Origin of the sequence: Nocardia inohanensis NBRC 100128 (genome assembly GCF_001612945.1) — a bacterium.
Lineage (GTDB): Bacteria > Actinomycetota > Actinomycetes > Mycobacteriales > Mycobacteriaceae > Nocardia > Nocardia inohanensis.
In genome coordinates, this window is record NZ_BDBK01000005.1 from 61,408 (window position 1) to 87,758 (window position 26,351).

Annotated in this window: 18 protein-coding genes; 4 read left to right on the top strand and 14 right to left on the bottom strand. The window is 68.1% G+C overall.

The annotated features are described in order from the left end of the window. Window positions 1–83 precede the first annotated feature (83 nt). The 3 genes from NI1_RS38475 to NI1_RS13555 form a co-directional block, all read right to left on the bottom strand. A complete protein-coding gene (locus tag NI1_RS38475) occupies window positions 84–9,488 on the bottom strand; it encodes a non-ribosomal peptide synthetase (protein WP_245663205.1) in 9,405 nt (3,134 codons plus the stop codon). 222 nt (window positions 9,489–9,710) lie between these two features. After that, window positions 9,711–10,691, bottom strand: coding sequence for a helix-turn-helix transcriptional regulator (locus NI1_RS13550; protein ID WP_067819450.1), 981 nt, complete (start codon window positions 10,689–10,691; stop codon window positions 9,711–9,713). A 62-nt stretch (window positions 10,692–10,753) separates the two neighbouring features. After that, window positions 10,754–11,590, bottom strand: a complete 837-nt coding sequence (locus tag NI1_RS13555) for a M23 family metallopeptidase (RefSeq protein WP_067819453.1) — start codon at window positions 11,588–11,590, stop codon at window positions 10,754–10,756. Between the two features lie 197 nt (window positions 11,591–11,787). On the opposite strand from NI1_RS13555, the gene NI1_RS13560 reads away from it, so the two are divergent. Together NI1_RS13560 and NI1_RS13565 are read left to right on the top strand one after the other, a co-directional pair. Further along, window positions 11,788–12,816 (top strand): nitronate monooxygenase, encoded by a 1,029-nt coding sequence (locus tag NI1_RS13560; RefSeq protein ID WP_067819456.1) that lies wholly within the window; start codon window positions 11,788–11,790, stop codon window positions 12,814–12,816. Between the two features lie 74 nt (window positions 12,817–12,890). After that, on the top strand, window positions 12,891–13,283 hold the full coding sequence (locus tag NI1_RS13565) for an SCO5389 family protein (RefSeq protein ID WP_067819459.1): 393 nt from the start codon (window positions 12,891–12,893) through the stop codon (window positions 13,281–13,283). Window positions 13,284–13,345: 62 nt separating this feature from the next. Here NI1_RS13565 and NI1_RS13570 read toward each other — a convergent pair whose 3' ends face one another. After that, window positions 13,346–14,668, bottom strand: coding sequence for a serine/threonine-protein kinase (locus NI1_RS13570; RefSeq protein ID WP_245663206.1), 1,323 nt, complete (start codon window positions 14,666–14,668; stop codon window positions 13,346–13,348). Window positions 14,669–14,845: 177 nt separating this feature from the next. Here NI1_RS13570 and NI1_RS13575 point away from each other — a divergent pair, with 177 nt between their 5' ends. Both NI1_RS13575 and NI1_RS13580 read left to right on the top strand, forming a co-directional pair. After that, on the top strand, window positions 14,846–16,549 hold the full coding sequence (locus NI1_RS13575; protein WP_067819465.1) for a metallophosphoesterase: 1,704 nt from the start codon (window positions 14,846–14,848) through the stop codon (window positions 16,547–16,549). Window positions 16,550–16,630: 81 nt separating this feature from the next. Continuing rightward, the gene (locus NI1_RS13580) at window positions 16,631–17,053 is read left to right on the top strand and encodes an EF-hand domain-containing protein (protein ID WP_067819468.1); all 423 of its coding nucleotides are present in this window, start codon (window positions 16,631–16,633) and stop codon (window positions 17,051–17,053) included. A 71-nt stretch (window positions 17,054–17,124) separates the two neighbouring features. Here NI1_RS13580 and NI1_RS13585 read toward each other — a convergent pair whose 3' ends face one another. The 10 genes from NI1_RS13585 to NI1_RS13630 form a co-directional block, all read right to left on the bottom strand. Continuing rightward, on the bottom strand, window positions 17,125–17,730 hold the full coding sequence (locus NI1_RS13585) for a DUF7257 domain-containing protein (RefSeq protein ID WP_067819471.1): 606 nt from the start codon (window positions 17,728–17,730) through the stop codon (window positions 17,125–17,127). Beyond that, the gene (locus NI1_RS13590; protein ID WP_067819474.1) at window positions 17,730–19,022 is read right to left on the bottom strand and encodes a hypothetical protein; all 1,293 of its coding nucleotides are present in this window, start codon (window positions 19,020–19,022) and stop codon (window positions 17,730–17,732) included. The genes NI1_RS13585 and NI1_RS13590 overlap by 1 nt, the downstream gene beginning before the upstream one ends. A gap of 103 nt (window positions 19,023–19,125) precedes the next feature. Then, the gene (locus NI1_RS13595) at window positions 19,126–20,175 is read right to left on the bottom strand and encodes a hypothetical protein (RefSeq protein ID WP_067819477.1); all 1,050 of its coding nucleotides are present in this window, start codon (window positions 20,173–20,175) and stop codon (window positions 19,126–19,128) included. Further along, window positions 20,172–21,248 carry a hypothetical protein gene (locus NI1_RS13600; RefSeq protein ID WP_067819480.1) on the bottom strand — a complete coding sequence of 359 codons (1,077 nt, stop codon included), beginning with the start codon at window positions 21,246–21,248 and terminating at the stop codon, window positions 20,172–20,174. The genes NI1_RS13595 and NI1_RS13600 overlap by 4 nt, the downstream gene beginning before the upstream one ends. A gap of 13 nt (window positions 21,249–21,261) precedes the next feature. After that, window positions 21,262–22,311 carry a hypothetical protein gene (locus NI1_RS13605; protein ID WP_067819483.1) on the bottom strand — a complete coding sequence of 350 codons (1,050 nt, stop codon included), beginning with the start codon at window positions 22,309–22,311 and terminating at the stop codon, window positions 21,262–21,264. 24 nt (window positions 22,312–22,335) lie between these two features. Further along, window positions 22,336–23,961 carry a Gp37-like protein gene (locus NI1_RS13610; RefSeq protein ID WP_067819486.1) on the bottom strand — a complete coding sequence of 542 codons (1,626 nt, stop codon included), beginning with the start codon at window positions 23,959–23,961 and terminating at the stop codon, window positions 22,336–22,338. Next, on the bottom strand, window positions 23,961–24,851 hold the full coding sequence (locus NI1_RS13615) for a phage tail protein (protein WP_067819489.1): 891 nt from the start codon (window positions 24,849–24,851) through the stop codon (window positions 23,961–23,963). Before NI1_RS13615 ends, NI1_RS13610 begins: the two co-directional genes overlap by 1 nt. Further along, a complete protein-coding gene (locus NI1_RS13620) occupies window positions 24,848–25,612 on the bottom strand; it encodes a hypothetical protein (RefSeq protein WP_067819492.1) in 765 nt (254 codons plus the stop codon). The genes NI1_RS13615 and NI1_RS13620 overlap by 4 nt, the downstream gene beginning before the upstream one ends. A 30-nt stretch (window positions 25,613–25,642) precedes the next feature. Next, complete coding sequence (locus tag NI1_RS13625) at window positions 25,643–26,056, bottom strand: DUF5361 domain-containing protein (RefSeq protein ID WP_169815577.1); 414 nt, start codon at window positions 26,054–26,056, stop codon at window positions 25,643–25,645. Continuing rightward, window positions 26,017–26,307: a hypothetical protein gene (locus NI1_RS13630; protein WP_067819498.1), complete on the bottom strand. Its 291-nt coding sequence runs from the start codon at window positions 26,305–26,307 to the stop codon at window positions 26,017–26,019. Before NI1_RS13630 ends, NI1_RS13625 begins: the two co-directional genes overlap by 40 nt. Window positions 26,308–26,351 lie beyond the last annotated feature (44 nt).

Here is a 26,351-nt window from a genome sequence, read left to right on the forward strand (position 1 = left end):
GGTTCTGCGCGACCACCAATGGTGATCGCACAGAACCACGTTCGTCGGCGGATACCCGCCCGCCGCTCGGTCCGGCGTACGTATCAGAGGGAAACGACGGTCCCGACCCACGGCACCCGGGCGGCGGCGGCATCCACCGGACCCTCGTCCACGATGACGGCCTGGAGATCCTCCAGCGGTTCCACGCCCACGCCGTCCAATCCCGCTGCGTCGGTGAACAAGTGGGTCACCCATTCATCGGCGAGCAGGTCGGCCGGCTCGGTCCCGGATTCGACCGCGGTGACCACGACCGAGGCCCCGCCCGCGCCCGCCGCGAGCACCTCGACCACGGCGGCGAGCGCGTCCGGGCGACCGAACCGCAGCGTGCGGGACTCGAAGGTCAGCTCGGTCCGGCTGCCGATCCGGCTCACCACCTCGGCAAGTTCGTCATAGCCGAGCGTCCGCGCACCGTGCACGAACGCGGTGTCCGCGCCCTGGAGCGCGCGGGTCCGGTTGGCGTAGGTGACCGGACGCGGTGAGGCGGCGGCGATCTCGGCGACCAGCGCCGGGTCGGACAGCACCAGCCAATCGACGCCGTCGGCCGACGCACCCGCGCCGGCCGTCAGCCCGACCTTGATCAGCAACTCGGCGGGCAGTTCGGTCTCGGTGCTCGCGACCGGCACCAGCGCCGCACCCGACTTGAGCACCGCCCAGGTGGCCACCACCAGATCGATGCCGCGATCCAGGCGCACCGCGACCCCGGTGCCCGGACCGCAACCGCGCCCGATCAGCACCCGCGCCAAACGCGAAGAGCGAGCATCGAGTTCGGCGTAGGACAGCGCCTCCTCGCCCCACACCAGCGCGGGGCCGTCCGGATCGTCCTCGACCGCGGCGGTCAGCAACTGCGGCAACTGGGTGCCGCGGGTGACGGCGGCGGTTTCGACGACCGGTGCGGCCGCCTGCGGACGAGCCTGCGTCCCACCGAATTCGATGGCGCCCACACTCTGGCGCGGATCGGCGGCCACCGCGGCCAGCAGCCGCTGCAACCGCTCCCCGAAGGTGCGGACGGTGGCCTCGTCGAAGATGTCCGAGGCATAGGTGATGGCGCCCGCGATCTCCCCGATCGGACCGTCCTCCCACTGCCGCGGGTCGATGGTGACCTGGAGATCGAACTTGGCCGCCATCGCGCCGGTATCGAGCGCGGTGATGTTCAGGCCGGGCAGCTCCAGGCTGGCCTGCTCGTTGTTCTGGAACGAGAGCACCACCTGGAACAGCGAATCCGAGCCCTGTGCCCGATCGGCGGCGACCGCCTCGACCACGCGCTCGAACGGGATGTCGGCATTGCCGTAGGCGGCCAGGTCGGCCTCGCGGGCCGCGTCCACCAGATCGCCGAAGGCGGCGGCGGAATCGACGGCGGTGCGCAGCGCCAAGGTGTTGACGAACATGCCGACCACATCGTCGAGCACCCGCTCGCCACGGCCCGCGATGGGCGTGCCGATGGTGACATCGCGGCTGCCGGACAGGCGCGAGAGCAGCGCGGCCAGCGCGGCGTGCACGACCATGAACAGCGAGGCATTGTGCTCGCGAGCGATACGCGCCAAGCCCTCGTGCACCTCGGCCGGCACCGTGAAGGTGGTGGCGCCGCCCTGCATGGTCCGCACCGCGGGCCGGGGGCGGTCCAGCGGCAGATCCAGGGAGCCGGCGGCTCCGTCGAGCTGATCCCGCCAGAACGCCAATTGCCCCGCGGCGACCGAGTTCTCGTCGTCGTCGGTGCCGATGACCTCGCGCTGCCAGAGCGCGAAGTCGGCGTACTGCACCGCGAGCGGCGCCCAGGCGGGCGAATCACCCTGGGTGCGAGCCACATACGCGGTGATGAGGTCGCGGGCCAGCGGCGGCAGCGACGCGGCGTCGGCGGTGATGTGATGCACCACCACGACCAGGTAATGCTCGGTCCCGGCGTCCCCGTCGGTGCAGAGCAGCGCCCGCACCGGCACCTCGGCGGTGACGTCGAAGCCACCGGCGAGCACCGCGGTCATGCGGTTCAGCGCATCGGCGCGCGGGCCGATCGCCAGACCGCCGGGCAGCGCCTGCTCGACGGGCAGGATCTCCTGGTACGCAATGCCATCCGCGTCCACCGGGTACCGGGTGCGCAGCGATTCGTGCCGCTCCAGCACATCCAGCACGGCCTGGCGCAGCGCGGCGATGTCCAGGGTGCCCGAAAGCCGCAGTGCCAGTGGGATGTTGTAGGCGGGCGACTCGGGATCGATCTGGTTGAGGATCCACATGCGCTGCTGAGCCAGCGACAGCGGCACCCGCTCGGGGCGTTCGCCGCGCACCAGCGCGGGCCGGTGCTCGGCCGCCCCGGCGACCACCTTGGCGGCCAGCCCGGCCACCGTCGACGCCTCGAACAGGTCGCGCACCGCGAGATTCGCGCCCAGCGCCTCGTTGATGCGGGCCAGCGCGCGGGTGGCGAGCAGCGAGTTGCCGCCGAGGCTGAAGAAGTCGTCGTCCACGCCGACCTCGGCCGCGCCGAGCAGCGCCGCGAATTCGGCGGCCACTACCCGTTCGGTCTCGGTGCGCGGTGCGCGGAACTCCGCCGAGCCGCCGAATTCCGGTGCCGGCAGCGCCTTGCGGTCCAGCTTGCCGTTCGGGGTGAGCGGCAGCGTCTCCAGCGCCACCAGGGCATCGGGAACCATGTAGCCGGTGAGGAATTCGCCCAGTGCCGACTTCATCGCGGCCTGATCGATGGCGAGATCGCCCTCGGGCACCACGTAGCCGACCAGCTGATCGACGCCGTTGTCGGTGCGCACCACGGCGACCGCCTGGCTGATGCCGGGCAGGCGCAGCAGCGCCGACTCGATCTCGCCGAGTTCGATGCGGAAGCCGCGCAACTGCACTTGCTGGTCGCTGCGGCCCGCGTACTCGAGGTTGGCCTCGCCGCCGAAACCGCACCAGCGGCCGACGTCACCGGCGCGGTACATGCGCGAGCCGGGCGGGCCGTACGGGTTGGCCACGAAGCGGGCGGCGGTCAGGCTCGGGCGGCCCAGGTAACCCCGGGACAGCTGGTTGCCGTCGACATAGATCTCACCCGCGACCCCGACCGGGGCCGGGTTCAGGCGCTGGTCCAGCACGCGCGCGCTCAGCCCCGGCAGCGCGCGGCCGATAATGCTGCTCGGCTGCTCGGCGAAGGCTTCGTCCAAAGCCACGAACGACACGTGCACCGTGGTCTCGGTGATGCCGTACATGTTCACCAGCACCGGCGCGTCGGCCGGATGCCGGTCGTACCAGCGGCGCAGCTGACGCAGATCCAATGCCTCGCCGCCGAATACGACGTAGCGCAGGGCGTAGTCGCGGTCCTCCGCGGCGGCGGCCCGGTCGGCCTCGGCCAGCTGGTAGAAGGCGGACGGGGTCTGGTTGAGCACCGTGACCCGTTCGCGAATCAGCAACTCGCGGAACTGTTCCGGCGAACGCGAGGTGAGGTGGTCGACCACCACGACAGCGCCGCCATTGGCCAGCGCGCACCACAGTTCCCACACCGAGAAGTCGAAGGCGAAGGAGTGGAACAGCGTCCACACGTCGTTCTCGTCGAAATCGAAGTGCGCCTGGGTGTTCGCGAACAGCTCCACCACATTGCGATGGGTGACGCCGACGCCCTTGGGCACACCGGTGGAGCCGGAGGTGTAGATGACGTAGGCCAGCTGATCCGAGCGCAGCGGGGCGCGGCGATCGGCATCGGTGACGGGGGCGTCGGAGAAGCCGGCGAGCTCATCGAGCAGCACCACCGGAATGTCCCCGGCGGGCACCGCATCCCGTTCGGCGGAGGTGGTCAGAATGCAGGCGGGCTTGGCATCGCCCAGCATGAATTCCAGCCGCTGCGCCGGGTAGGCGGTATCGATGGGTAGGTAGCCCGCGCCCGCGACCAGCACCGACAGTAGCGCCACCGGCAGTTGTCCGGTCCGCGGAACGGCAACCGCCACCAGCGATTCCGGGCCCGCGCCGTAGGCGATGAGCGCCCGCGCCACCCGGTTGGCCCGGCGCACCAGCTCATCGAAGCTCAGCGTCTCGCCGTCGAAGCGCACGGCCGGAGCGCCCGGCCGCTGCCGCGCCTGCGCGGTGATGAGGTCGACCAGGGTCACGTCCGGAATCGGCGCTCCCGGCGTATTCCATTCGTGCAGCACCAGATCCCGCTCGCCCGGGGCGTACAGGTCGATATCGCCGACCACCGCGCGTTCGTCGGCGGCCACCGCGGTGAGCAGCCGGGCCAGGCGATCGGCGAAGTCCTGCACGGTCGCCGGTTCGAACAGATCGGTGGCGTAGGTGAAGGTGAGTGCCATGCCCGCGGCCGCGGCCCGTTCGGTCACATCCAGTTGCAGGTCGACCTGCGCGATGCCATTGCTGTAGCCGGCTTTTCCGGCGGTGATGAGCACCTGGAACGGCGGCTGACCGGCCGCCCCGCGCACCGAATCGAGCACGTCGGCCAGGCGTTCGGAGCCGCCGTCGCCGCGGCCGAGCGCGACGGCATCGGCGTCGCGGACCAGGTCGAGCAGGTCGGCGAAGGCGACGCCCGGATCGATCTCGGTGCGCAGCACGACCGCGTCGGCGACCGAAACACCCGGCGCGGCAACGCTGTCCGCGGCCACCGCGCCCATGGCGATATCCCGCACGCCGCCCGACAGCCGCGACAGCAGCACCGTGAAGGCCGCGCGCACGACGGTGAACAGGCTCGAATCATGGCGTCGCGCCAGCCGATCCAGCGCCGAATGCACCTCGGGGTAGAGGTCCAGATGCAGTTCGTTGCCACGCCGCGAGGGCGCGGCCGGGCGCAGCCGATCGGCGGGCAGCTCCAGCTGGCCGGCGGGAGCCGTGGCCAGCCACCAGTTCGACTGCGCCGCAACGGTGTCCGACGGCAGCCCGGCGAATCGCCCGACCAGCGCGCGCAGCAGGTCCGCGAGGGCACGGGCCGCCGGTTCGGAAACGGTGTCGCGGCGGTGCCACACCTTGAAGTGCAGGCGCGCACCGGATTCCACGACCACGGTCACCGGGTAGTGGGTGAAGGTGACGCCCTTGACCCCGGCCACCTCCAGGCCGTCGATATTGCTGCCGGCCTGTTGCAAGCCCTCGGCATCGACCGGGTAGGACTCGTAGGCGACCAGCGAATCGAAGGCGCCGCCGGTACCGGCCGCGCTCTGGGTCTCGGCGAGGCCGAGGTAGTGGTGTTCGAGCAGGCCCGCCTGCTCGGACTGCACGCGGTTCAGCAGTTCCCGCACGGTCCATTCGGCGTCGAAGCGCACGCGCACCGGGATGGTGTTGACGAACAGGCCGATCATCTCGTCCACGCCGTCCAGTTGCGGCGGGCGGCCGGAGACGACCGCGCCGAAGACGACATCCTCGCGGTCGGTGAGCGCGGCCAGCAGCAGCGCCCAGGCCGACTGCACCACGGTGTTGACGGTGACCTCGGAGTTCGCCGCGAACGCGGTGACAGCGGCGGTCTCCGCCTCGGAGAGCTCGAATTCGATTTCGCCGTAACCGATCTCCGGTGCGGCGGGGCGCTCCAGCACGCCCGCGACCAGGGTCGGCTGCGCGCCGGTCAGGGTGGCGCGCCACTTCTCCAGCGTGGCCGCCCGGTCCTGGCGCGAGAGCCAGGTCAGGTAGTCGCGGTACGGGCGCACCGGCGGCAGCAGCGACGAATCACCGTGCGTCGCATAGGAGATCAGCAGATCCTTCATCAACAGCGGCAGCGACCAGCCGTCGAAGAGCAGATGGTGCGTGGTCAGCACGAAGTGGATGCGGCCGGTGACGGTGCGGTACACCGTGAAGCGCATGAGCGGCGCGACGGCCGGGTCGAAGCGGGTGCGCTGATCCTGCTCCAGCAGGGCCGGAATGTCCTCGTCGGCAACGTTTTCGACCAGCTGCCACGGCGTTTCGATGGCATCGACGACCACCTGCACCGGGGTGCCGTCGGCGGCGGTGACGAAGGCGGCGCGCAATGCGGCGTGCCGCTCCAGGATGGCGGCGGAGGCGCGGCGCATGCGGTCCAGATCGACCGTGCCCGCCAGCTCCAGCGCGAACTGGGTGACGTAATCGTCCGCGGCCCCGGCGGTCAGCTGGGCGTGGAAGTACAGACCGGCGGCCAGCGGCGAGAGCGGCAGCACGTCCGACAGCCCCGGGTATGCCTGCCGCCACGAGTCCAGCTCCACCTGGGTGGCCCGCACCAGCGGCACGTCCGACGGCGTCAAACCGCCTGCGGCCGGGTCCTTCACGTGTCGGGCGACCGCGGTCAGCGCCGCCACCCAGTCCTGCGCCAGTTCGCGTACGGCGGCCTCGTCGAGGATTTCGGCGGCGTACTGGAACGAGACCGACATGCGCGGTCCGGCCTCGCCGTCGGTGACGATGGCATTGATATCGACGACCGTGCTCGCGGGCATCGCGAGATCCTGATCGACCTCGAGCTCACCCAGCGCATCGGTCGGCAGCCAGGCGGCCCCGCCCGGCGCTTCGGTGATCTCGCTGGTGGAGATGCGGCCCAGGTAGTTGAAGCCGATCTGCGCGACCGGTCCGGCGAGCTCGCCCGCCGCCGCCGGATCGAGGTGCCGCAGCAGACCGAAGCCGATGCCCTTGTCCGGCAAGGCCAGCAGCTGTTCCTTGATCGCGCGCAGCACACCGGCGGTGGCCGCGCCGCCCTCCAGCGCGGCGGCGGTGTCCACCCCGGTCAGGTCCAGCGCGACCGGGTAGACGGTGGTGAACCAGCCGACCGTGCGGGTGATATCCGCGCCGGGGACGACGCTCTCCTCACGACCGTGGCCCTCCATGCGCACCCGGGTGACGGGTGCGTCGACGCCGCGGCGATCCCGCCAGGACCGCACCGCCAGCGCCAGCGCCGCCAGCAGGCCGTCGTTCACGCCGCCGCGATACAGCGCCGGGACCTCGGTCAGCACGGCCTCGGTGACCTCGGCCGGAATCTGAATGTTGAAGCGGCGCACCGTCGCATAGGTGTCGACGGCCGCGTCCAGCGCCCGCGCGCCCAGCAGCGGATCGGGCGCGGTGAGCGCCGCGCGCCAGTAGTCGAGTTCGCCGCGGCGCACGTCATCGGTCGCGGCGTCGGTGAGCGCGTGCGCCCAACGGCGGAACGAGGTGCCGACGCCGGGGAGCGACGGCCGCTGCCCGGCCGCGCGCTGCATCCAGGCCAGCACCAGATCGGAAATGAGAATGCGCCAGGAGACGCCGTCGATCACGTAGTGATGCGCCACCAGCAGCAGCAGGTCGGCGGCGTCGGGCCGCCGCACCCAGGTCGCGGTGACCATGCGGCCGGCCATCGGGTCCAGCGCGGCCATGGTGGAATCCATTGCGGCGCTGCCCAACCGGGCCAGCTCCGCGCCCTGCACACCGGCGGGCAGTTCGACCTCGGCGATCAACGCATCGGCATCGACGGCGGACTCCGGCGGCACCTGCAACGACCAGCCGTCGCCATCGCGCTGCAAACGGGACCGCAGCACATCGTGATGCGCCAGCACGGCGGAGAGCGTGTCCGCGATCCCGGCCCGGTCGATGCCCTCGGGCAGGGTCAGCACCATGCTCTGCGAGAACCGGTCCGACACACCGTCTTTCAGGTATTCGGCGAGCACCGGCGTCAGCGGGATCTCGCCCACGCCGCCGCCCGGCAGCTCCTCCAGCGCGGCGACCACGTTCTCGTCGCCGACCACGGCCACCTTGGCCAGCCCGGCCACGGTCCGCTGCTCGAACACGTCCTGCGGCGTGAACACGATGCCCAGCGCCCGCGCCCGCGACACCAGCTGGATCGACATGATCGAGTCGCCGCCGATGGCGAAGAACGAATCGTCCGCGCCGACCTCTTCGGTCCGCAGCAGCTGCGAGAACAATTCGGCCAGCTGGGTTTCCACCGGCCCGGACGGCGGCCGGGAGGTGGTGACCGGGAAGACCGGTTCCGGCAGCGCCGCGCGATCGAGCTTGCCGTTCGGGGTCAGCGGCAGCTCGCTCAGCACCATGATCGCCGAGGGCACCATGTGCGGCGGCAGGCTCTCGCCGACGAATTCGGCGAGCGCCGCGGTATCGACGGGCCGGCCCGCGGCCGGAAGTACGTACGCCACCAGGGCGGTCGCGCCCGAGGGCAGCGTCTTGCCCATGGTCGCCGCGAAATCGATGTCCGGGTGCGCGGTGAGGGCGTTGTCGATCTCGCCCAGCTCGATGCGGAAACCGCGGATCTTCACCTGGAAGTCCGAGCGGCCCAGGTATTCGATGACCCCGTCCTCGCGGTGGTACCGCACCAGGTCACCGGTCCGGTACAGCCGCGCACCCGGGTTCTCGTCACCACCGAAGGGGCTGGCCACGAAGCGTTCCGAGGTGAGCCCCGGCCGACCGAGGTAGCCCTGCGCGAGCGCGGGACCGGACAGGTACAGCTCGCCGATCACGCCCGCGGGCACCGGCCGCAGCCGGGTATCGAGCACGAAGGCCCCCACCCCCGGAATCGCGGAGCCGATGGTGATGGGTTCGCCCGGCACCATGGCCGCGCTGCTGGTCGCGAGGATGGTGGCCTCGGTCGGACCGTAGCCGTTGTAGAACGCGCGCCCCGGCGTCGCCCAGCGGGCCACCAGTTCCGGGCCGAACTTGTCACCGGCGACGACCACGACCTTCAGATCGTCCAGGTCCGCCGAGTCGACCGACTCCAGGGCGGCCGGGGTGATGAGCATGTGCGAGACGCGTTCGCGCCGCAGCAGATTCGCCAGATCCGGACCGCCGAAGACGGTCGGCGGGGAGACCACCAGGGTCGAACCGGAGGAGAAGGCGAGCAGCAGTTCCAGCACCGAGACGTCGAAGTTCGGCGAACAGACATGCAACACCCGCGAGCCCGGCTCGACGGCGTAGTGCTCGCGTTCGGCCGCGACCAGGCCGCCCAGGCCGGTGTGGGTGACGACGACGCCCTTGGGCTTGCCGGTCGAACCCGAGGTGTAGATGAGGTAGGCCGGATGCTGTTCGGTCAGCGGTCGCACCCGGTCCGCATACGAGATGGGGTGCGCGGGCCGCGCCGCGATGCGCGCCGCGTTCGCCGGATCGTCGAGTTGCAGCCACTCGACGGTGTCACCGAGTACGCCGCGATGCTCCGCGACGGTCACGCCCAGCACCGCGCGCGAGTCCGAGAGCAGGTATTCGATGCGATCGGCCGGATACTTCGGATCGACCGGAACGTAGGCCGCGCCCGCCTTGGCGATGGCCCAGACAGCCAGCACCGATTCGATGGACCGGCTGATCCCGATGCCGACCACGTCCCCCGGGCCGACCCCTCGTTCGATGAGTTCGCGAGCCAGCCGCGAGGAGGCTTCGTCGAGTTCGCGGTAGGTGAGTTCGCGCTGGTCGGAAGGGTCCCCGGTCGGATTGAACCGGATCGCCACCGAGTCGGCAGCCGACTCGACCGAGGCGGTCAGAAGCTGCCCGAAAAGCTGGCTGCCGGACCGCCGACGACGGTTACCACGAGCGGAACGGCGGGCAGTTTCCATTCGAGTGTATTCACCTCTCGCGTTCATCAGGTTCCGCCCGAAGCCGATGCGAATTCGGCCTCCGCCCCACGGTCGGTGCCGTGTCCGTGGGCAGTGCGAGCGGTCCGAGCAATCCTATACGGGCTCACCGGAGCGGTAGGACCGCCCGAGTTCTACTCACCCATCGGAACGGGAGTGCCGCGGCGTTGCAGCTTCACGAACACGAGTGAAATACACCACAATTCACAGCCAGCCGCGCCGGGTGGCCTGCACTCCCGCCTGAAAGCGGGTGCTCGCGCCGAGGCGTTCCAGCAGGCTGGCGGTGCGCCGCACCACGGTCCGGCGGGACAGTCCCAGACGGCGGGCGATGGTGTCGTCGGTGGCGCCCATGCTCATCAGCGTCAGGATGGCGCGGTCGCGTTCGTCGAGCGCCTCGGTCGGATTGACCGAGATCGGCGTCGCCATCGACCACAGCGCGTCGAAGGTCTTGACCAGCAGATCCAGCGTGGGCGACGGGCCGACCCGGATACCCATGGGGTCGCCGCGGCGTTCGTCGGTGTGCAGCACCAGCACCGCGCGGCGGTCGTCGGCGACGATCAGCTTCAACGGCGGATCGGGCAGGGTGCGGGCCAGCGCGCCGACGGCATTGGTGGCCAGCACATGTCGCAGCCGCTCCGGATCCTGGTAGATGGTCTCCTGATACAGCGTCCGGTAGTCGATGCCCGCGGTGATGCGTGAGGACTTGAGCTCGAACATCCGCTCTTCGGTCTCCACGTCGGACAGGAAAGGTCCGCGCTCGACGACTTTCACGCACTGATGCGCGGTGTGCTGGAGGTCCTCGAAATCGGCGAGCAGCTGGCGGCGTTCGTAGACGGCCACCACCGCGCCGTCGGCATCGGTGGTGCGGCGCACCGAACGGAAGGTCTCACCCAGGCGCGCGGCGGCCGACTGCATGCGCAGCAGATCGTGATTGCGGCGGCGAGATTCGGCCTCGGACAAGGCTTCCGGCGCGTGCGCGTCCCAGCGCACGGTACCGTTGCTCTCGGTGAGACGCACCGCTGCCTCGAGATGGCACAGCGCTTCGAGCGCGGCCTCGGCCACGCGGGGAGGGCAGCTCAGGCGCTCGGCTACTTCGATCGCCGTCGACCGGGGATGCTGCACCAGGATCGCGTAGGCGCGACCGTGCAGGGATGCCGGGTCGAAGAGATCATCGAGGGTAGTCACCGCACCTACCGGAACTCGACGGTCCGCGGGGAACCGCCCGTTCACCGGTGCCGGTGACCTGTCTACTGGTCCGGGCCCCACTGCTGCTGCATGATGACGCCCTTGCTGGCCAACCATGGCAGCGGATCCATCTTGTTTCCGGCGGCGTCCCAGATCTCGAGGTGCAGGTGAGGTCCGGTGGAGTTGCCGCGATTTCCGACGGTGGCGATCACGTCTCCGGTGTTGACCCGCTGTCCGGCCGAGACCAGCATGTCATTGACGTGACCGTAGACAGCGGTGGTGCCGTCGTCCTGTAGGACGCGGACCCAAAGGCCGAAACCGCTGGCGGGACCCGCCTCAACCACGGTGCCGCCCATGGCGGAGTGGATGGGGGCGCCGATGGTGTCGGCGAAGTCGAGCCCGTAGTGCATGGCGCCCCAGCGGGCGCCGAAACCGGAGCTGATGACGCCGGCCACCGGGCGGACCGCGGCCTGCGGAGAGAACTGCTGTTGCAGGTTCTTCAGCGTGGCCTCGGCCTGAGCCAGGGGGTTGGCGATCTCCGGGGGAAGGTTCTGCAAGCCGAACGGCGCGGAGGCGTTCGCATCGGCGATCGGGGCGGCCTGGGCGACCGGCGCGGCGTCCGCGACGGGTGCGGCCTCGGCGACGGCGCCCTTGGCCTGGCGGAGCTGGGTGGCCGAATCAGCCAGTGCCACATCCTCACCGATCGACTTCTCGTCGTGGCCCGGGAGCATCGGAGCGGCGTGTGCGAGGGCGGGAACCAGCTGGGCGCCGGTGCCGATGATGGCGCCCGCGGCGACCGCGACTCCGGCGACGGTCTTCACGCGATCGACGGTGGAGGCTTCGGCCCGGTGACGCCGGCGGCCCGCACGGCCGGCACCGGAATCACCAAGCAAGTCCATAACCGATACGGAGTTCGCGGTCTCTCGGTGGTGCGGCAAAGCTCGTCCTAGCGTTCGGGGATCCGGTAACGATTCGGCATCGCTGTGACGGAAACTGTACTCGCTCGTGACCATTCCGCAACCTTTTCTGCGAAACGCCCAGGTCGAGCAGTCGAACGCTTGATCACAAAGGGTAACCCGAGGGGCAGACTGGGGGAATGATTCTCGACGAACTGGGTACACCCGTCGTGCTGGCCCCCATGGCCGGCGGACCGTCCACTCCCGAACTCGCCGCGGCGGTCTCCGAGGCGGGCGGGCTGGGTTTCGTCGCGGCCGGGTATCTGAGCACGGCCGCGCTGGGTGAGCGGATCACCGCCACCCGGGCCGCGACCGGCAGAGCGTTCGGGGTGAATCTCTTCTATCCGTCCGCGCCGACGCCGACCGACCGGTTCGCCTCTTATATAGCGGAGATCGCGCGCGACTTCCCCGTCGGCGAACCGCGCCACGACACCGACCAGTGGGGGGCCAAGCTCGAGCTGCTGCTCGCCGATCCGGTGCCGGTGGTGTCCTGCACCTTCGGCTGCCCGACCGCCGCGGAGATCGGGTGGTTGCACGCGGTGGGGACCGAGGTGTGGGTGACGGTCACCTCGGTGGCCGAGGCGCAGCTCGCGATCGAGGCGGGCGCGGACGCGCTCATCGCCCAGGGCGCGGAGGCGGGCGGGCATCGCGGCAGTTTCGCCGACCGGCCCGAGGAGGACGTGACCGATCCGCTGGGTCTGCTCGCATTGCTGCAATTGCTGCGCGCCGCCGTCTCGGTGCCGCTGATCGCGGCGGGCGGCATCGCCACCGGCGCCGGGCTGGCCGCCGTGCTCGCCGCCGGCGCCGCGGCCGGGCAGATCGGCACCGCGTTCCTGCGCTGCCCCGAGGCCGGCACCGCGCCGCTGGTGCGCACCGCCGTCACCCTCGACACCCCCACCATGCTGACCCGTGCCTTCACCGGCCGCCGGGCCCGCGGGCTGGCCAACAAGTTCATGCTGGACCATCCCGGCGCGCCCGCCGCCTACCCCGAGATCCATTACGCCACCGGGCCTTTGCGCGCCGCCGCGCGAGCCGAGGGCAATGCCGACGCGGTGAATCTCTGGGCAGGTCAAGCGCATTCGCTCGCCCCCGAGCTAACGGCCGGCGAGCTGGTGCGGCAACTGTCCCGGGATGCGAAAACCGCTCTGAACCGCGCACTTTCGTGGTGAATCCAGGGTTATTGACAACCTTTGTCATCTAGAATCGGCTGACACCATTTCCGCCATCCCATGAGGAGAGCGATATGTCACTCGACGTCCCTACCGCACTACTGGAACGTGCTGAACGCGGTGAAGTCAGCGACGACGAATTCGTCGAATGTGTGAAGACCTCACTGCCTTACGCCTACGAGGTAGTCAGCCGGGTGGCCGCCGATCTGCGTTCCGGCACAGCCGAATACGCCGACAATGTCATCCCCCCGCCGGACGAGACGGCCCGCGGCCAGCTGCTGCGCGCCATGGCCTCGGATGCCATCCGAGGCGGCCTGGAACGCCATTTCGGCGTCAAGCTCGCCTTCCAGAACTGCCACCGGGTAGCGGCCTTCCCGCTCACCTCGGTCGGCGGTGACACCTACAGCACCTTCATCTCCACCCGCGCCCAGCTGCTCAACCAGAGCCCCGAGCTCCGCAACTGCTGACGCACGCTGAAACGGCGCGACCGAAACCCGGTCGCGCCGTTCGGTTTGCGGGCCCACCGCTACTAGCGCCGAAACTTTCGCCACTGCCGATAGGCGACGAAACCGAAGATCACCGACGGGGCGTTGAAGAACAAGTTCGCGCCGATGTTGTCACCGGTGGAGCCGAAGCCGTCGCCGGACAAGGTCGTAACGATGGCGCCCAGCGTCAGGAACGCGGAGCATCCCAGGAGCAGTCCCAGAACGACCCACCACACGATCCGACCGGTGCTGATCGGCCGCGCATTTTGCGGCAGGGCCACGGCGACGTTGTAGCCGGGTGCCCCTACAGGGTGAGCCGGCACGGATCGATAGTGCTGTGGTGGTTGGCCATTCGGCGCGAAGAGACCGCTCGACACCGGCATCGGCCGTGGCGTATATCCCGGCGTCGCGGTCCGGCTCGGCGGTGGCGTCAGCGGGTAGCTCGGCGGGTACGACAGCGGGGACGAGACACTCCGCGCTCCGGAGCGGTCCGGAACATCTACTCCTCCGCCCCATTTCACAGTGGGCGGGGTAGTGGCAGCCGGCGGCGGGCGTCCTTCCATCGCGGCCTGCGCGGCACCCGCGAGTTCACCCGCACTGGCGAACCGCTGCGCCGGGTCCTTCGCCATCCCGCGCCCGATTACCGCATCGAGCGCAGCGGGCAGTTGCGGATGCCGGTCACTCAGCCGAGGCGGCGGGGTGGTCAGATGTGCCGCCATCTGCTGCGCGGGATTGGTCTGGCCGAAAGGTCGCTCGCCCGTGAGGCATTCGAAAAGCAGGCAGGCCAGCGAGTAAACGTCCGAGCGCAAGTCCTCGCCTCCGGAAAACCGTTCCGGAGCCATGTATGCCCAGGTCCCGACCGCCATCCCGGTGGAGGTTATTGCGGTCTGGCCGCCGCCCCGGGCGATGCCGAAATCGATGAGATACGCGAAGCCGCTCGAGAGTGTCAGCACATTCGAAGGTTTCACATCGCGATGCACCAGCCCCGCCGCGTGCGCGACATCGAGTGCCGCCGCGACCTGGGCCACCAGGTCGACCGCACGACGCGGCGTCAGTGCGCCTTGCGAGTCCAGTATCTTGCCGAGATCGGATCCCTCGACGAACTCCATCTCGATGAAGAGCCGCCCATCCAGCTCACCGAACGAATGGATAGGCACCACGTGCGGGCCGCGCAGCTTCGCGGCCAGTCGCGCTTCCCGCTCGAACCTACGCCGGTACTCGGAATCGGTAGCCAGTTCCGGCGGCAGCACCTTGAGCGCGACCTCCCGGCCCAACCGGGTGTCCTCGGCCAGCCATACCTGCCCCATTCCGCCGCGACCGAGCAGCCTCACGAGCCGATAGTGGCCGAGTATGTCTTCCCCCGGCACGTCCCCTCCCAGTCTCGACGTGGTTCGAGGAGCTCAGCATACGACTCAGATGACACCCGCGTACCCATTCGGTGAGGCGGTCCCGGCTCGCTCCCAGTCAGAATTCACCGAGAATTCGCGGCTACGCCGGTGGTGTCGGGTTGCCCATGACGCATGGGTAGACCAGCATCCGAACTCATGCCGTCGAACCAACTGAATCCCGCCGGCGATATCCCCGATACCGGGATTCCGGCCGAGATCGCCGCCCGCACCACCATGGATGAACAGCATGAATGGCATCGGTCGTTCCTGCGCCGGCATCCGGTGTCGCGGCGGAACTTCCTGCGCGGGTCGGCGGTGACGGCTGCTGTCACGGCGGTCGGGTGTTCGCCGTTCGCCACCGGGGCATATGCCGAGGAGGGGCAGCTGGCGGTTGCCGGGCGGCATGTGGGGTTCGGTGGTGATGCGGCCGGCCAGCTGCGGTTTTCGGCGCAATTATCGCGAAATCCGCATGATGGCAAGGTTTTCCTGGATCACGGGCCGACGCCCGCACTGGGCGGGACCATCGAGGCCGAGGTGCGGAACCTGGTGACCCAGATCCCGTCCAGTGACGGCGGGATCCTGGCGGCGGAACAGTTCTATGTGCACGCGCCGCTGGACGGCCTGCCCGGGCGGGTGCCGCACTTCTACCGCTGGCGCACCTCGGACGGGTTCGCCGGGGACATCCGGGCCGCGGCTCCGGCCATGCCGACGGCCCGAAATGCCTTGCTGCCCTTCCGTTTCACCATGATGGGTGATCAGGGCGCGGACGAGACGCCGACCCAGCCCGCCGGTGTGGTCCGGGGCGATTACGACGACTGGTACTACAAGCCGGACAACGATCCCACCGTCCCGCACGCCGCGAACGTGATGCGGCAGATCGTGGAGAGCCGCCCCGATTTCCATGTGCTGGCCGGCGACATCGCGTACGCCGACCCGTCCGGCGGCGGCAAGAATCCCCAATTCGTGCCCGCCGGCGGCACTCTCGCGGGCGGCTTCGACAAGTTCAATCCGTACGTCTGGGATGTCTACTTCGGTGCGATCGAACCCAGCGCCTCGGTCACCCCGTGGATGTTCGCGACCGGCAATCACGATATGGAGGCCGCCTACGACACCCGCGGCTACGGCGGCCATCTCGCGCGGCTGGACTTCCCCGGCAACGGACCGACCGGCTGCCCCTCGGCCTACTCCTTCACCTACGGCAATCTCGCGGTCCTGTCACTGGACGCCAATGACGTCTCCTACGAGATCCGCGCCAACTTCGGCTACTCCGGCGGCGCCCAGAACACCTGGGTGGAGCGCACTCTCGCCGCCTACCGCGGCGACCCGAACATCGACTTCATCGTCTGCTTCTTCCACCACTGCGCCTACTCCACCACCGATTCGCACGCCAGCGACGGCGGCGTCCGCGAAGCCTGGTGCGCCCTGTTCGACCGCTACCAGGTGGATCTGGTGCTGCAAGGCCACAACCACATCTTCGAACGCACCGACCCCATCCGCGCCGGCAGCCCCACCCGCGCGGCCTCCGACAACGCCATCGTCTACCCCGAGACCGACGGCACCGTCTACTACACGGTCGGCGGCGGCGGCCGCCCCCGCTACGGCTTCCAGCCCGGCTCGCCGGAAACCTATCGCGGCCACGAGGTTCCCGACACCGCCGTCCCCAACAGCTACGTCTGGCTCTCCGGCGGCAAGAAACAGGACGAAGCCGCCCCCTGGTCCCGAGTCCGCTTCCGCAACTACTCCTTCCTGCGCGTAGACGTCCGCCCCGGCTTCTTCTCCTCGGAGATGGACGTGGTCGCGGTCGACGAATACGGCCGCGAATTCGACAAACTCACCTACCGCCGCCAGGTCCGCGGCTGACACCCACCCTTGACCCCACCACCCCCGGTACTGTCGAATTCCCCAGGTACGAACCACATTCCCACCCCCGAGGAGCGCCCCGTGGCGACCGACCACCCCGCCGACACCTTCGCCCTCTGGGACCGCGACGGCGACGGCCAGATCTCCGCCGAGGACATCCTGGCCGGCATCACCGCCCTCGGCCTCGAAATCGACGCCGAAGCCGTGGAACGCCTGGTAGCCGCCGCCGACACCGACGGCGACTTCCTCATCTCCCGAGCCGAATTCGAAGCCGCCCGCCTCGGCCGCGACCCCGAAATCACCGATCCGAACGCCGCTTTCGACACCTTCGACGTCAACCAGAACGAACTGATCGAGCTGGAAGAACTGGAATCCCTGCTCCGCACCTGCCCCGACCTGACCGACGCCTCCGCCGAATCCCTGCTCACCGCAGCCGATCTCGACGGCGACGGCTTCCTCTCCCGCGCCGAATTCGCCGCCCTGCTGGCCAAGCTCGCCGGTTGACACCGGATCGGCCTTCAGAACGGCGAAAAGGCCCCGATCCATTATGGATCGGGGCCTTTTACGGTTCCTGATTACAAATCGCGGGCGGTGATCGAATCGATCCCGTAGCCGTAGGTGGTGCTGCCCGCGAAGTTGGTCTGGCTGCTCGCGTACACACCCCAGAACCGGTTCGTGTCCCCGATTCCGATCACGCCGCCGGTGTCGGTCCAGGTCACCGCCGGTGTCGCCGAGCCATTGACATACACGGTGTAGACGTTCCCGATAGCGGTCATCCGCACGGTGCTCGGCGTCGAAGACGTCACGCTCCCACGATCGGTCCAGGTGCCGCCGCTGTAGGTCACGATGGCCACCTTGTCGCTCGTGATCCCGACCGCGACCCGATCACCGCTGGCGGAACAGCGCAGGAACGGCCCGGATCCGAGGACGTTCGAGTAGGTCCCGCTGGGATTCGCCACGGTGCAGACGACTTCCTGGGCATCACCGCTCAGTGGCGTGACATGACGGGCGTCGCAGACCCGCGACGTATTCACCCCCGCCGCGGTGGCCTGCGCCTTCCCACCGACGAGCTGCGGCGCGCTGACCAATGTCACGTAGTTCGCGCCGAGTCCACCATCAGCGCGGTTGAAATCGTCGAAGACTTCCACCATGGGCGCTCCGCCGACGATGATGAGCGACATCAGATCGTCACTCCCTTCAAGCTGGCTTGCAGCCCCTTGCCGGCAGCGGTATCGAGCGTCGTGATCTGCACGGTGAGGCGATCGTTCGCATTGAACGTCCACGGCGTGCCCGGTGTGACGGTGGTGTCGGTGGTGTGACTACCGGCCGCGATCGTCGCGGACGAGCCGGCCACCGCGGTCCCGTTCAAACGCAGTTCCACGACGAGATTGCCGGTACCGGCGGTCTCACAGCGGTAGGTCACCGACGAGACGGAGATCTTGCGCTCCATCCGCAGTCCCTCGGGCATCACATTGCCCGCGCCCACGGTTCGAGTTCCGTTGTGGGACTTGAACGCGATGTCGTAGAGCTGACCGGTCGCGGTCGGCGTACGGGCATTGGTCAGCCGCGAATCACTGTCGGCGATCGTGCCGATCGCGGTTCGTGTCGCCGCCGCGTCCGCCACCGTGAGCAAGGTGCGCCCGAACGCGGTCGCGTCGGAGATCTGGGCGACCGTATGGGTATGGGTGGTCGGGGTGCGCGCGTCGGTCAGCCGCGGATCGTTACCCGCCACCGCGGTGGTGGAGGTGGATCCGATCACCGGCGCGAAAGTGGCCGGCTTACCGGTGATTCCGGCCCAATCGGTGGTACCGGCGGGTCCGCGGATGACAATGCCCTGTCCGTTCGGAGTCCAACCGCCCGCGGCGGCATGGAACACGTACAGCAGGCCATCGGCCTTGACCACGTACTGCGCGCCTTCCTTCGGCGCGGCGGGCAGGGCACCGTAGGTGGCGACCTGGCCGTCCACCTGGAGACCCGCACCGCGCTCACCGCGCACGATCCCGCTTCCCGTGGTGGCGGGAACGGGCGAGACCAGGGTGAGATCGACCAAGCCGGTCGAGCCGGCATCCGGGTTGTTCACATCAGCACCCGGAACGTATTCCGGCACAGCGAAACTGAACGATTCCATCGGAATCCGGTCGCCGTCGTAGGACAGATCGAACGACACCCGCCAGGTCCAATCCTTCGGATTGGTGGCCTCGCTCGGAGCGACCAGGCGCACGCCGCGCTGGCCACGCCAAGTGAGGTATCCGAACTCGTCGAGCTGGCATTCATAGTGTTGCGGGAGCTGCACGTAGGTGGCCGGGCTCGGTTGGGCCTGGGCCACCAGGATTTTCGGAGCGTCGGCGCTGAACGTGACGGTTCCGGTCATGGGCAGGAACTCGGGAAGATCACCGAGATCGGGGCCGTCGGCGATATTGGCGAGGAATCGCCCGACCACCTTTCCATATTTCAACGGGGGCAGATCGGCCATGGATCAATGCCTTTCGAGCAACGGGCAGCCGAAATCGGCATACCGGATCGATTGGGGAGGTCGGCCCCGCACCGCGAGGCCGACGAGGAGGTGAATGCCACCGCTATACGGGCTGGGCGTAGACGATGAGTTGAGCGCCCTGGGTGATAACGGTGTAGCCCGCGCTGCCCACCACCCGTCGCACGATCACATACAGGGTGACGGTGCGATTCTCGGGCACCACACCCACGGTCGAATCCGGGCTGACCGGATGTTCGAACTTCGGCGAGATCTGTTCGCGGATCACGTTCGCCGCCCCGTGGGCATAGCCGTAGCCGACCAGTTCACCATCCGGGCTGCCGAGTCGAACCTCGATATCGCATCGCGTTGCTTCGAGCGTGGCCGTGTGCGTCTGGACGATAAGCCCGCCCTCGACCACGGGACGCCATTTCACCGGCTGGGCCGGAATGGTGATGGTCGCGACGACACGCTTGGCCTCGGAGGTATTCGAGACACCGGTGAACTGCCCGGCGGCGATCGCCCACGGCCCGCTCACTCGCGGGCTCGGGCGCGGCTGGAATTTTCCCGCCGCGCTGTTCCACGCCAGCACATAGTCCTGGCCGAGCGGATGAGCATCGTCGATCTGCACGTCGCCGGCATCCTGGATACGTCCCGGCCCACCGGGATCGCCCGGGTCACCGGTCTCCCCGCGCGGGAAGGTGATCTCCAACTGCTGGCCGGGGCTGGTTCCGACCACACGTGCGGAGGCCGCCGATCCCGGTGCGCCCGCGACGGCCGTGCCGGTGAGGGCATTCGGTGCGCCCTTGCGGCCCGCCGCCCGGAACGCGTCGGACAGCCCGACCAGCTCGAGCCCGGTCCAGTAGTAGATCGCGTTCTCGGATACCACCCGCCACGCCTTACGCGCATCCGCGATGGTCAGATTCAACGCGGCCAGTGCCGCCGGACTCGCGATATCGCCCTGCCACAGCCACGGCCAGGCGGCGTCGCCGTCGGGTCCGGGCGGTCCGGGTGGACCTTCGCGGAGTTCGATCAGCGCTTGCCGATCGATCAATTCGATCGGGTTCACGGTGTACGGCAGACCGATCGAGTCGGAGACACCGCGCATGGTGATCATGATGTCGTCGTCGTAGACGGTGTTCTGTGTGTCGGTCATGGAGTCACCACGGGTTGTGCGAAGCAGACGATATGGGATCCGCCTTGGGAATAGGTGTAATTGGAGTCGCCCTGATTCCGGCGCAACACGACGTACAGCGTGACCGGCTGCCCCTTCGGCACCACGCCCACCGAGCTGTTCGGAGTGAGACCGTTGACGCCGAAGAACGGCTGGAGCTTGTTGAAGTGGAACATGCCGAAAGGCATTCCGGAGCCCAGCGCGACAATCTGACCGGTGGCCGAGCCGATGCGCACCTCGGTATCGATACGTGTGGTGAAGCTCTGTCCGCCTTCGGTTGTCCGCACCACCGTTCCACCGCTGATGACCGGCCGCCAGTTGGCGTCCTGCGCGGGAATCTTCAACTGCGCGACCACATTCGGGGAGGTACCGACATTCGTCTGCGATGCCGCGAAACCGGCCCCGCCGTCCCAAGCGTTGTTCTCGACGATGGACCAGGGTCCACGCACGCCGGGGAAGGGTCGCGGAGTCCATTTGCCCGCCACCGCATCCCACATGGGAACCGCACGATCATCGTGCACCCCGTCCGCGTAATCGGTGGCCTGCCGGATCGGGCCGGGCGGGCCCGGCTCCCCTTTGCGGCCCTTCACACCACGGGGCACGGTCAGGTTCAAGGTCAGCGTGGGCGGAGTTCCGGTCACGGTGACCGCCAGCGGGCTGCCGACCGGACCGGTTTGCACAGTTCCGATTGCCACCGTGCAGCTCGGGCCGTCCGGTCCCATGGCGCCGAACGCCTCGGCGAACGATTCGAAACCGGTTCCATTCCAATACATCAACGCATTCGTCGAGCGAATACGCCACGTCTTGCCGGCATGCGCGAGCCCGAGCATCGGGGTCAGCGCGGTGAGCGCCGCCGGGTCGGCGATATCGCCTTCCCATCGAAACGCCGGGGCGGCTGTGCCTTTCGGCCCGGCCGCACCCTGCGTGCCGGTCATGAGCTCCAGGGCCCCGTCCCGCGGGGTGCCATGCATCGACTGCACAAGACCCGGGGCGCCGATGCCCTCATCGATGCCGTGGATCAGAGTCGATTCGAAATACTCACCAACAGTAGACATTTCACCTCCTTGATCAGATGGGTTGAGCGAATACGACCAGCGATGCACGGCTGCGCTTGTAACCGATCGCACCGGTGCTGGAGCTGTCGACGCGAAGCCGGTCGACGGTGACCACGAGGTTGACCGCTTGGCCGACCGGGACCGTGCCGTAGGTGGAGGTCGGCGACAGGGTCTTGGTGACATCCGAATCGCTGTACGCCGGCGCGAACGGCGCGTACAGATATCCGGTGACCATGTCGTACCCGGACATGGCCACGATTTCGCCCTCGCCGTGGAGCAGGCGCGCCGTGATCCGAGCGTGCTGACCGCCGTCGCCCTGCGAGTAGTACGTCATGTTGCCGTAGACGATCGGCCGCCAGGCGAACGGCAGCGCGGGCAATTGGAAGGTCCCCGCCATGAGTTGCGCGACTCCGGCCTCCTGATCCGCCGCGAAATCGGTTTCGTACCACGCCCAGGGACCGAATCCATTGGGCGCCGGCGCCGGCCGGAACTTTCGCGAACCCCGTTGATAGGCGAACAACCCGCCCTGCGACGGCGCGATCGACGGGTCGAAATCCGGTGCCTGATTGATTGCTCCGGACGTCCCTACCGGTCCTCTCGGGCCGACGGCCCCGGCCGGCGCGGTAACCTCGAGCCGCTGATCCGCTCCCTGGCCCTTGAATACGACCGCCGGGTTCGTCAACTGCTCCTGGTGCACGGTCTTGACGACGGTGATGGAGTTGCCGTCGCTCGCGCCGCCGCGCGGTCCGACGGCGTCCGGTGAATGCCGCCAATCGGCGCCGGTCCAGACATCCATACCGTTGGTGTCGAGCCGATGCCACCATTTACCGCGATCCTCGGCGCCGAGACCGACGGGGCGCGCGGCCGCATCGGCGATCGCCCCCATCTTGCGAAAAGTGGCACGCGGTCGCCCGCGCTGCCCCTGCTCCCCGGTCGGCCCCGGCGGCAGCGGCAGATTCGCCGCGTCATCCGATACGGTGACTTTCGTTGTCAGGACCGGCAACCCATCGATATCGGGCGCCCGATCCACGGTGATATGGGCGGGAAAACTGATGTCCGCCATAGGTTTTCTCCTCTTCTCGCGAGGTCAGAAGATGAGCAGATCGAGGTCGGCGCCGACATCGGTGGACAGGTCCTTGACCGCCGATGCGACGCGGGCGAGCCGCTGCCACGCCTTGACGATCGAGTCCTCTTCATCCGCGCCGTCGCCGACGGTGATCTGCCATGTCGCCGACTTCTCGCGATCGTCGACGAAGGTGAGTTCGGTGACGTAGTCGGTGAATACGTGCTTGTCGATGGCGAACCCGATCTGGTCGCCGAGCTGGAAATCCTTACCGAGGATGTAGGGCGCGCCGTCCTCCACGGTCACCTTGTGGCTGGTGTAGCCGCGGGTCAGGTGCAGGCCCTGCCGGGCCGCCACCAGGCCGTCGAGATTGAATGCCTTGTCGCTGCCGGTGATATAGATTTCCCGGAACGCGTACGGCCCGGCCCGGCCGACCCGCTTCATATCGCGGTACACCATCCAGGCCAGGAACACATTGTCGAGCTGGCCGCGATACAGCCAGTCCATCCCGATCAGGCGCAACAGGCTCTTGATGGCGATATCGATGGCCGCGTTCACCCAGCCCGGTGATTTGCCGCCGATGATGATGTCGGTAGCGGTCGGCTTGTGCAGTGCCACTTCCGAAGCGCCGATGCCGGAGTACTCGCCGTCGAAGTACCACACCCACGGGAAGTTCTTGAAGGTGCCGAACTTACCGGGCTGGCCGTAGACAGCCTCGTACTCGGTGGTCGATTCGAAGTTCGGATACCGCACCGGAGTGGTGCCGTCGTCGGCGAATTCCTCGATCCACGAGACGATTCCGTCCAGCAGGGTGCCGGTCGGGCCGGTGACGCCGGACTTGTCCACGGTGTCCAGGACGACGGTCGGGCGGTCCAGATAGAACCATTCCGGCGCCGGCTGCTCGTCCTCACCGGGAATGAAGAACCGGGCCGTCAGCATGACGCCGGAATCCTCCAGCATCGGCGCGAACAGCTTGTCCGCCATATCGAATCGCGCCGACGCCGCCGACCAGCGGCTGGTATCGGTCTGCGGATCCACCGGGACCACCGCGATCGGGAACAGCGCGTTGCCGACACTGCCCCAGTTCGGGACGTCCTTGTCGGTATCCGGCGGCGTCCAGCCGTCGGCCTGCAATCGCATCAGGTTCATCGTCAGATAGGTGGTGACGAGCGTGCGAACCGGGCCGAACAAGATATGGTGGCGCGGGAACTGCGCCAGCACCGGTGCGAACGGGCTCGCCCAGCAGCAGATGGTGGCGACATGGTTCCAGGCGTGGATGGCCTCGATATCGACCGACTCGACACCGTTCTCGTCCCGCACGATGGACGCCTTGGTGATGTAGCCGTCCCACCGGAATCCCTTGGTGTTCACCGTGATCGGGATGGTGGCGTCTTCGCCGTCGGGATTGTTGAACAGGTGATCGAAGTGCACCATGTCGCGCGGACAGGTCATCTTCAACCCGCCCGCGGCATTGCGCGGGTAGGTGAACTGCAAGGACAGGTAGGAGTGTTCCTCACCGACCTCGCGCATGTACTTATCCCAATAGCGCACCAGCACATCGGGATTGCGCACCTGCTGCTGTTCGGTCTTGAACGCTTCGTCCATGCGCCGGGATTCGGCGTGCGGATCCCAGGCCGCGGGCGCGCTCATCAGAACGGCCTCGAGGATCGGGGCGTGACCGCGACGATCAGGCTCGACTTACTGTTGCCGCCTTCGACTTTCACCGTGATGTCGGTAGCGCTCCACGGTGGCAGAGAGGCCAGCCAGCGCCGGCCCGCCATCTGCGACCACACATTCCGGCCGTTCGGGGTGGCGGGCGTGTACACGCGTGCGGTGCGATGCCGCGGATGGGTGTCGATGCGCAGCGTCTCGCCTTCGGCGAGCAGCGGGGTCTGCACCAGCCGCGGGGTATCGCCGCCGGTCGGGTCCAGGATCGACCAGCGGCCGGGCCCGTTCATGGTGTAGCGGGGCCAGGCCGGCTGGTCGGCGGCATTGCGCGCCCGCACCACACCTTCGCCGTTGCCGCCGGTATCGGTCCACACGTCGGTCTCGTCGAAGTGCCGTTCCAGCGGATCCATCGCCGATGTCGACATCTTGTAGATCGCGAAACCGTTGCGCGCCGGATCCATATCGCCCACCGATTCGGGCGCCTCGTCCAACTGGGCCTGCTGGAAACGCCAGCCCTGATGCCGGGTGAAGTATCCGACGGTCACCGGCTTATCGGTAGACCAACCCCGGAACCACGCGTCGTGCACCGCGTAGAAGTCCCGAACCGGGTTCGTCCCACCGGTTTTCGCGCCGGTGATGGTGATGACGAAGTCCCATTCCTTCTTCGATCGCACCGATCGCAGGAAGGTAGCACCGTCCTGTCGCGCCCCTTCCGAGATGAGCAGCTTGGTCGGCGCGAACATGTAGCCCTGCTGTTTCGACAGCGCCACACCTTCCCGGCCGCCGTTCACACCCGACAGATGCCACACGCGCCCGTTGACATCCCACACGACCACCTTCGTGTCGTGTCTTTCCAATAGATGATGGGTCACCGTCCGAGACCTCCTCCGCGTTGCTGCGCCAGACTCCGGCGCCGGCGAACCCGCTCGACCGAGATCGCGGCGCTCTTCGGGTCCATGCCGTTGAAGTTGTAGATGTCCTGCCGAGCGGTGCGCCCGCCCGAGCCTTTCGCGAGATCGGTGAGCCCGAAACCGGTTCCGATCGTTTCCTTGGCCGTATCACCGGCCCATTTGGCAACGTCCTCAACCGGTTTCAGCACCATGTCGGCGCCGGTCGACGCGATGGTCGAACCGAGCACGGAACCGATGGCCGCACCGATAGGCGCGCCCACTCCGCCCATGGCCGCACCGACCGCGCCACCGAGCGCACTGCCGATCTGGCTGCCCGCCGATGAGGCGAGCGAGGAGAGACCGCCGGTAATGCCCTTGATCAGCCCGCCGCTCTTCGCACCGGAGATCGCACCCGAGAGCGCGTTGCTGATCAACGAGGACTGGTCGAACTGGAAACCGTTGGAGGATCCGCCCTTACCGCTCCCGTTCGCCGCGGCCAGCGCCTGCTGCCCCTTACCGAGGTAGTCGCTGATCGACTTGCCGATATCGAAGCTGGGCAGCTGTGGGAGGGTCAAGCTCGGAATCTGAGAGGCCAGCGCGCCGACGGCATTCGATGCGCCTTCGACATTCCCGAGCAGCGACTTCAGGAAATCGTCACTGCCACCGCCGATTCCAGTAGGACCGAGCAAACTCCCCAACCACGCCGCCGCCGACTCATTGTCATGCTGCGCCAATTTCGTCACTCTTTCTTGAATAGACAAGCGCTCCGAAACTCATTGCCAGCCAAGGAGACTGTTCAGTTGTTCGGCGCTTGCGGTAGAACCGATGCGCTCCTTGTTCGACTTCACGCCGGGCCGCTCGATCGGCTCCGGGCGATTCCGGCCGTGCTGAGCGTCGGTGGTCTTGGACCACACCAACCAGCGCAGCGAATCCGCCATATCGGCCAGCAGTTGCTGACTCAGCTGCCACTGCTGCTCGGCCGGGTACTTCGCACGGGTGAGCGCCGAGTCCAGCGGCGAACACCGCACGATGACTCGTAGATCACGCCAGGTCAAAGCCTCCGTGCCGAGCTGCCGCAGCCGGATCCCGAGTCGGATCAAGTCGTATTCGATTGCCTCGCACTGCTCTTCGAGAAGAGAGTCGAGGCTCAGGATTCCCCCAGGCTCACGCCCGAGTGGATTCGCCATTCTTCGAGCAGACGCTGGAAGTCGGCGGGCGCCATATCGTCGAGCACAGCGAGTGCTTCGGCCGACAAGGACAGCTCGAGCAAGGTGTAGATCGCGTCGGTATTGCTCAGCCGGCGGATCCGTCGAACCAGTCCCGGCTTGAGGTAGGACAGCGAGGGCAGCCGGAACTCGACTCCCTCGATAGTGCGCACGAAGTCGTGCTCATTTTGGCCGCCGGTCCGCTCGATATCAGGTGCATCGGTGGAAGTCATTGTCGCGCAAACCCTTTCAAAGTCGATTATGTATGCAGGCGTTC